General features: G+C 60.8%; 8 protein-coding genes. All 8 read left to right on the plus strand.

All coding sequences use genetic code 11. The annotated features are described in order from the left end of the window. Positions 1-78 precede the first annotated feature (78 nt). The 8 genes from X773_RS62475 to X773_RS62510 all read left to right on the plus strand — a co-directional run bounded on the left by X773_RS62475 (position 79) and on the right by X773_RS62510 (position 6213). Positions 79-573 carry a DUF2938 domain-containing protein gene (locus X773_RS62475; protein ID WP_023678437.1) on the plus strand — a complete coding sequence of 165 codons (495 nt, stop codon included), beginning with the start codon at positions 79-81 and terminating at the stop codon, positions 571-573. Between the two features lie 244 nt (positions 574-817). Then, positions 818-1462, plus strand: coding sequence for a 50S ribosomal protein L25/general stress protein Ctc (locus tag X773_RS62480; protein ID WP_023678438.1), 645 nt, complete (start codon positions 818-820; stop codon positions 1460-1462). Positions 1463-1485: 23 nt separating this feature from the next. Beyond that, positions 1486-2211: an aminoacyl-tRNA hydrolase gene (pth, locus tag X773_RS62485; RefSeq protein ID WP_023678439.1), complete on the plus strand. Its 726-nt coding sequence runs from the start codon at positions 1486-1488 to the stop codon at positions 2209-2211. Between the two features lie 9 nt (positions 2212-2220). Beyond that, positions 2221-2778 (plus strand): hypothetical protein, encoded by a 558-nt coding sequence (locus tag X773_RS62490; RefSeq protein WP_023678440.1) that lies wholly within the window; start codon positions 2221-2223, stop codon positions 2776-2778. Between the two features lie 77 nt (positions 2779-2855). Next, entirely contained in the window at positions 2856-3959 is a 1104-nt protein-coding gene (gene ychF, locus X773_RS62495) for a redox-regulated ATPase YchF (RefSeq protein ID WP_023678441.1), read from the plus strand. Between the two features lie 216 nt (positions 3960-4175). Next, positions 4176-5150: a magnesium/cobalt transporter CorA gene (corA, locus tag X773_RS62500; protein WP_023678442.1), complete on the plus strand. Its 975-nt coding sequence runs from the start codon at positions 4176-4178 to the stop codon at positions 5148-5150. A gap of 134 nt (positions 5151-5284) precedes the next feature. Further along, positions 5285-5746 (plus strand): MaoC family dehydratase, encoded by a 462-nt coding sequence (locus tag X773_RS62505; RefSeq protein WP_023678443.1) that lies wholly within the window; start codon positions 5285-5287, stop codon positions 5744-5746. After that, positions 5743-6213 (plus strand): MaoC family dehydratase, encoded by a 471-nt coding sequence (locus tag X773_RS62510; RefSeq protein ID WP_023678444.1) that lies wholly within the window; start codon positions 5743-5745, stop codon positions 6211-6213. The genes X773_RS62505 and X773_RS62510 overlap by 4 nt, the downstream gene beginning before the upstream one ends. Positions 6214-6310: the final 97 nt, after the last annotated feature.

A 6310-nucleotide genomic window follows, 5' to 3' on the forward strand; every position in this document is an offset into this window, starting at 1 on the left:
ACTCAATCAATCAATCAATATGTTGAATGATTGATTCTTTCTGGCTAGTGTCTGACAGGTGAAACAGGAGATGCCAAAATGTTGGAGTTCGTTGTCCGTGCGGCCGTCATTGGAATCGGCGCGACAGCCCTGATGGATCTCTGGGGATGGTTTCTGAAGCGAATGTTCGCGATTCCACCGCTTGATTACGCCTGGGTCGGCCGCTGGATCGGGCACTTTCCACATGGACGTTTTGCACATGCGAATATCGCACAAGCTGCCCGCGTTCGCGGCGAAACCGCCATTGGATGGAGTGCGCATTACGCGACCGGCATCGTATTTGCCGCAGCGCTGATTGGAGTGTGGGGCCTCGACTGGGCACGGCACCCGACAGTGCTTCCGGCCCTGTTGATCGGCGTCTGCACCATCGTCGCCCCGTTCTTCGTGATGCAACCGGCTTTTGGGATCGGCATCGCGGCTTCGAAAGTTCCCAATCCGCGCACTGCGCGCCTGCGCAGCCTTATGGCCCATCTGTCTTTCGGGGTTGGGCTGTACGTTGCAGCATTGCTTTCGGCACTGCTACTTCCGGCCTGATGGGACACGGTCCATCCCTGGCGCCCTTCCGCCCGCTTGCACCTCGCGCCGCCTTCCGCTATAGAGCCGCCACCCGCGTAGACACCCTTGGAGGCAACGCGGCGGAAGGCCGCCTTCCCGCATGATCCCGAAAAGTGGATTCCGGTTTTCGGACCAGGTCATGCGTTAGCTATGTCGGCTTTCGACGTTTACGGCCCAGCCACGCTGACCGTGAGCGCTCCAGAACAACGCGAAAGGAAATGCCATGAGCCACGATACTTACGAGCTCAAGGCCGAAGCGCGCGAACAGGTCGGTAAGGGGTCCGCCCGTGCAGTTCGCCGCAACGGTAAAGTGCCTGCAGTGATTTACGGCGACAAGCAGCCTCCCCTGGCGATTGCGCTGACCTACAAGGACATCTACTACAAGATCCATGGCGGCGGGTTTCTGACCACGGTCGCCACGATCGATGTCGACGGCAACAAGATCCAGGTTCTGCCCAAGGATTTTCAGCTCGACCCGGTCAAGGATTTCCCTGTCCATGTCGATTTCCTGCGCATCGGCAAGGATACCGAAGTCAATGTCGACGTGCCCGTGCACTTCATCAATGAAGACAAGTCGCCCGGTATCAAGCGCGGCGGCGTGCTCAACATCGTGCGCCACGAGGTCGAGTTCCACTGCCCGGCCAATGCGATCCCGGATTTCATCACCATCGATCTCACCGGTACCGATATCGGCGATTCGATCCACATTTCGGCCATCACCTTGCCGGCCGGCGTCAAGCCGGTGATCTCCGACCGCGACTTCACCATCGCGACCATTGCCGGCTCCTCGGCGATGAAGCCGGAGGCCGCGGAAGAGACGACTGAAGCGGCTGAGCCCGAAGCGGCTCCTGCCGCCGAAGAGAAGTAACCCCTTCCCGCCCGGAGGCGACGATGCTTGTCTTTGCAGGCCTCGGCAATCCGGGCGCGAAATACGCCAACAACCGGCACAATGTCGGCTTCATGGCGGCGGACGCGATCGCCCGCCGCCATTCCTTTTCGCCCTGGTCGAAGAAATTCCAGAGCCTGATCGCCGAAGGCACGCTTGCCGGCGAAAAGGTGATCCTGATCAAGCCGCAGACCTTCATGAACCTGTCCGGCCAGGCGGTCGGCGAAGCCTTGCGCTTCTACAAGCTCGACCCTTCGGCACTGACTGTCTTCTATGACGAGATCGACCTTGCCGCCGGCAAGGTGCGGGTCAAGGTTGGTGGCGGTTCCGGCGGCCACAACGGTATCCGCTCGCTCGACCAGCACGTCGGCAAGGATTTTCGCCGTGTGCGCATCGGCGTCGGTCACCCCGGGGTCAAGGAAATGGTGCATGGCCATGTGCTCGGCGATTTCGCTAAGGGCGACCGCGAATGGTTGGACGTGCTGCTCGACGCAATCGCCGATGGTGCCGGATTGCTTGCTAAGGGCGACGACAATTCCTTCATGAACCGCGTGACGCTGGCCTTGCGCGACAAGCTCACGCCGACGGGCGACGACGATCGCCCGCCGCCCAAGGCGCCAAGAGCACAAAGCCACGTCCGCCAGGCGCGGCCGCAACAGCCGGCGGCCAAGCTGCCCGAAACCGGCCCGATGGCGGCTATGCTGAAGAAGCTTTTTGGCGGCAAGGACTGAGCCAAGGATATGGATGACGTTCAGGAATTGGTCCGTCTCATCAGACAGAAGTATGTTGATTATTTCGTCGCCGCTGCCGGCGAACTTGCTCGCAACGGCCAAGGGTCGCATGCAACCGAGATCAAGTTTTCGAACGTCGATTCCTTCTATCGAAATTTCATCGCGGTTGATTTCGTCAGTAATGACGGACAGCCAAATCCGCAATTCATCAACAGCGATTCCTATGTGAAAACCTCTCCGGATATTCAGGCCGGGATGGGTGGAATGGATGTCCTCATCTCACCTTTCAGGTGGGATGAGGTTCATTTTAAATTCCCTATAAATGAGCTCGACGGCGATCTCTTCGACGAATGGTTTCGCGGCTGGTTCGATATCGATGGCGAGCGTGAAACATCGGAGACCGTCGGAAACGTCATTCACAGTGCGCAATTGCTCGACGGGCAACTGACCATCGATTTCGGAACCGCTGAGGTCGACGCGTTCTGGCATCTTCTGCAAATACTGAGCAGGTCCGGCGTTCGTTCATTGGCGATAGGCACCGATGACATCGCGCAGCGTCTGAATTGAATTGCGCCTTGACGATCATCGGCGCTTTCGCCCATAGCCCTGATCAAATTTCGATTTCCCGATAGGACCAGACAAAAATGGGTTTCAAATGCGGCATCGTTGGCTTGCCCAATGTCGGCAAGTCGACGCTCTTCAATGCGTTGACCAGGACGGCGGCGGCGCAGGCCGCCAATTATCCGTTCTGCACCATCGAACCGAATACCGGCGAGGTGGCGGTGCCCGACCCGCGTCTGCAGAAGATCGCCGCGATCGGCAAGTCGAAGGAGATCATCCCGACCCGCATCTCGTTCGTCGACATTGCCGGCCTGGTGCGTGGCGCCTCCAAAGGCGAAGGGCTTGGCAACCAATTCCTCGCCAACATCCGTGAGGTCGACGCCATCGTCCATGTGCTGCGCTGCTTCGAGGATGACGACGTCACCCATGTCGAGGGCCGCATCGATCCTGTCGCTGATGCCGAGACCGTCGAAACCGAATTGATGCTTGCCGACCTCGACAGCCTTGAGCGCCGCATCGTGCAGATCCGCAAGCGTGCCGCCGGCAAGGACAAGGAAGCAGCGACCGTACTTCCGATGATGGAAGCGGCGCTTGAACTGCTGCAGGCCGGCAAGCCCGCCCGCATCCTGCTCAACGGCATCTCGGCGGACGATCTGCGCATCCTGCAGGGGCTGAATCTCTTGACCTCACACCCGGTGCTTTACGTCTGCAACGTCGCGGAAGCCGATGCCGCCACCGGCAACGCGCATACCAGGGCGGTCGAGAAGATGGCCGCCGCGCAAGGTGCCCGCACCGTTGTGATTTCCGCGGCGATCGAGGCCGAGGTCGCCCAGCTCTCGGACGAAGAGGAAATGGAATTCCTGGCAACGCTCGGTCTGGACGAACCCGGCCTGAACAAGGTCATCCGCGCCGGCTACGAGCTGCTCCAGCTCATCACCTACTTTACCGTTGGCCCCAAGGAGACACGCGCCTGGACCGTGCACAAGGGCGCCAAGGCGCCGCAGGCGGCAGGCGTCATCCACACCGATTTCGAGCGCGGCTTCATCCGCGCCCAGACCATCGCCTATGACGACTTCGTCAGGCTGGGCGGCGAAGTCGCGGCCAAGGAGGCCGGCAAGGCGCGCGACGAAGGCAAGGAGTATGTCGTCCAGGACGGCGACATCATGCTGTTCAAGTTCAACACCTGACCCGGCGAGGGAGCCCAATGGTCACCATTGCCGTCGCTCGATGACAAACTTCAAAGCAGGGTGTCGCAGTGCCTCTTGCGCTGCTTGACGGGCCATCGTGCGGGGTCTAAGGGGCCTCTGCCCGGCCTCGCGCCTCGCCTGCCCGTGTCCGTGCGATGTGACTGACGCGCCCCCTCCAAACGAACGCTCTTTGGCAACAGCAAGGGAGACCCGGCGATGATCAAGGCCTTCGTCGTCGACAATGATCGCCTGCGCCTGGTCGACGATCTCTTGCAAAACAGCGACACTGTCGTCTGGGTCGACCTCTTCAACCCGACAAAGGAAGAAGAGACTTCAATCGAGACCTGGCTCGGCGTCGCCGTTCCGACCCGCGAAGAGATGGAAGAGATCGAGATCTCGAGCCGTCTCTACGTCGAGGACGGCGCCTACTTCATGACCGCCATTCTGCCTGCGCAGACCGAGGTGAACGATCCGTTGATGTCGCCAGTTACCTTCGTGCTCGCCGGCAGCAGGCTGATCACCGTGCGGTACCACGAACCGAAGGCGTTCAAGACCTTTCCGCTGCGCGCCGAAAAGGTGGCGACCGGTTGCACCAGCGGTGACACCATCCTGATCGGACTGCTGGAGGCGATCGTCGACCGCCTCGCCGACATTCTGGAGCGCGCCGGCCGCGACGTCGAGGCGATCTCGCGCGACATCTTCGAGGCACGCTCGACCAAGGTTTCCAAGCGCAACCGCGACTTCCAGGAGCTGTTGAAAGGCATTGGCCGCAAGGAGGACCTCGCCTCCTCGATCCGCGACAGCCTGATCTCGCTGCAGCGCCTTGCCGGCTTTCTCGCCCATGCCTCCACGCAAAGCAGGATGAGCAAGGACAGCCGCGCTCGCATCAAGACCTTGTCACGCGACGTCCTGTCGCTCGCCGACCACGCCACCTTCCTGTCGCAGAAGATCAGCTTCCTGCTCGACGCGACGCTCGGCATGATCTCGATCGAGCAGAACGCCATCATCAAGATCTTCTCCGTCGCCGCTGTCATCTTCCTGCCGCCGACGCTTGTCGCTTCGATCTACGGCATGAATTTCGACATCATCCCTGAGCTCAAATGGCACTTTGGCTATCCCTTCGCCATCGGTATGATGGTGCTTTCGGCAATCCTGCCCTTCTGGTATTTCCGCCGCCGCGGCTGGCTATAGGGTCGTCAATACCGCGCTGCGGCTTGGGCGCAGCGGGCTGGCGCAATAGAAATTGCTTGACCAAATGCCACGCTGCTTGCATCCGGGACCCGGACCCGTAGCGATCGTACAATCCTGAACAGGATTTCCAGACCATGACCGCAAAGACCTGGGCTTATGAGGATTTTGTCGAGGGCGCTTCGCTCGACCTCGGCACCAAGCTGGTAAGTGCCGCCGAAATCATAGAATTCGCCGGTGAATTCGATGCCCAGCCGATGCATCTCGACGAGGCCGCGGGCCAGGCCAGCATTCTCGGCGGGCTGGCGGCTTCGGGCTGGCACACCTGCGCCATGTTCATGCGCATGCTGTGCGATGCCTTCCTGCTCGACTCGACCTCCCAGGGCGCGCCGGGCGTCGACCAGGTCAAATGGAAACGGCCAGTCCTGGCCGGCGACCTGTTGACCGGCAGCACCACCGTCCTTGCCAAGCGACTGTCCAGATCGAAGCCCCGGCTTGGCCTGGTGACCATGCGCAGCGAGTTGTTCAACCAGCGCGGCGAAGGTGTTTTCGAGCTCGAAAACACCGTCATGTTCCTCACCCGCGAGGGCCGTGCGTGAGCCTCGACGAATTCTTCTGCATCGGTATCACCGTCACGCTCGGTTCACATCGATTCGAACCGGAGGCGATCAAGGCGTTCGCCCGCAAATACGACCCGCAGATATTCCATATCGACGAAGAGGCGGCGAGGAACAGCATATTCGGCGGGCTCTGCGCCTCGGGCTGGCACACCGCCGCCACCTGGATGAAATTGAACCTCGAGGCTGGCATAGAGGCAGAGGTCGCCCGCTGGCCCGGTCCTGGGCCGGTGCCGGAATTCGGCCCCTCGCCCGGCTTCAAGAATCTCAAATGGCCCAAACCTGTCTATGCCGGGGAAACCGTGACTTTCACCCGCACCGCGCTGGCCCATCGCCCCATCGCCTCGCGACCGGGCTGGCGGCTGCTGACGCTCCGCTCAGAGGCCTTCGATTCGACCGGCGACAAGGTCATCGAATTCGAAAGTGCCGTGCTGGTGAAGGTGGAGTGAGCGGAGTTCTTTCCCTCTCCCACAGCTAGGGCGTATACACATCTTGCTGCGACGGATTGACTCGGTTGTGACGTGTCGGATTCCGCCGGCGTGTGCT

Source organism: Mesorhizobium sp. LSJC280B00 (assembly GCF_000502835.1).
Taxonomy (GTDB): Bacteria; Pseudomonadota; Alphaproteobacteria; order Rhizobiales; family Rhizobiaceae; genus Mesorhizobium.

Coding starts and splice junctions, on each gene's coding strand:
- X773_RS62475 (WP_023678437.1), top strand. CDS start 79: ATGTTGGAGTTCGTTGTCCGTGCGGCCGTCATTGGAATCGGCGCGACA.
- X773_RS62480 (WP_023678438.1), top strand. CDS start 818: ATGAGCCACGATACTTACGAGCTCAAGGCCGAAGCGCGCGAACAGGTC.
- pth (WP_023678439.1), top strand. CDS start 1,486: ATGCTTGTCTTTGCAGGCCTCGGCAATCCGGGCGCGAAATACGCCAAC.
- X773_RS62490 (WP_023678440.1), top strand. CDS start 2,221: ATGGATGACGTTCAGGAATTGGTCCGTCTCATCAGACAGAAGTATGTT.
- ychF (WP_023678441.1), top strand. CDS start 2,856: ATGGGTTTCAAATGCGGCATCGTTGGCTTGCCCAATGTCGGCAAGTCG.
- corA (WP_023678442.1), top strand. CDS start 4,176: ATGATCAAGGCCTTCGTCGTCGACAATGATCGCCTGCGCCTGGTCGAC.
- X773_RS62505 (WP_023678443.1), top strand. CDS start 5,285: ATGACCGCAAAGACCTGGGCTTATGAGGATTTTGTCGAGGGCGCTTCG.